A 740-nucleotide genomic window follows, 5' to 3' on the forward strand; every position below is an offset into this window, starting at 1 on the left:
TCGGTAGACTCTATGAGGTAGTTTATTCCTAAATTAGCTGCGGAATGTCGGATAAACACTTCCGAACCTGTTTCAGTTATGGAACTGAAAACACCGGTTGTACTCCCCCGGACATCACTAATTAAGAAATGGAGAGTTATCATGAAAAATATCGTATTAGCATCCTTGCTGGGCTTTGGCTTAATTTCTTCGGCCTGGGCCACTGAAACCGTGAATATCCATGAGCGGGTCAACAATGCACAGGCACCTGCTCACCAGATGCAGTCTGCTGCGGCTCCTGTCGGGATCCAGGGGACTGCACCTCGTATGGCCGGTATGGACCAGCATGAACAGGCCATTATTGCTCATGAAACCATGACGAACGGGTCGGCGGATGCGCACCAGAAAATGGTGGAAAGTCATCAGAGGATGATGGGAAGTCAGACCGTTTCCCCTACCGGGCCGTCGAAGTCATTAGCGGCAATGAATGAGCATGAAAGAGCTGCAGTTGCCCATGAATTTATGAATAACGGTCAGTCTGGCCCACATCAGGCCATGGCCGAAGCGCATCGTCGCATGCTCAGTGCAGGCTGACGGCGAGGGAAGTATCTGTGCTGTCCTTATTTCCTTGATAGATTTTTCCGTAACCGGATATATGGCAACATCTTTGCCCCCTACAGGGGGCATTTTTATCAGATTCTGCTACAGTTAAGGAAGGTGCGAATAAGCAGGTCATTTCTTCCCAAGCTGACTCGCTGATT

The 740-nt window shown here is 49.5% G+C and carries 1 protein-coding gene and 1 pseudogene; one reads left to right on the forward strand and one right to left on the reverse strand.

Annotated features, from left to right (window positions below):
- The first annotated feature begins 141 nt into the window (after positions 1-141).
- Positions 142-573, forward strand: coding sequence for a silver-binding protein SilE (gene silE, locus HX884_RS26690; protein ID WP_000790485.1), 432 nt, complete (start codon positions 142-144; stop codon positions 571-573).
- Here the strand turns inward: silE and HX884_RS27095 are convergent.
- A pseudogene (locus HX884_RS27095) lies at positions 560-740 on the reverse strand (hypothetical protein); the annotation flags it as partial. The gene silE and the pseudogene HX884_RS27095 overlap by 14 nt on opposite strands.

The organism is Enterobacter sp. SECR19-1250 (assembly GCF_013391025.1).
Lineage (GTDB): Bacteria > Pseudomonadota > Gammaproteobacteria > Enterobacterales > Enterobacteriaceae > Enterobacter > Enterobacter cloacae.

Excerpts from the sequence above, each read along its gene's own strand:
- silE (WP_000790485.1), top strand. The coding sequence starts at position 142 with ATGAAAAATATCGTATTAGCATCCTTGCTGGGCTTTGGCTTAATTTCT.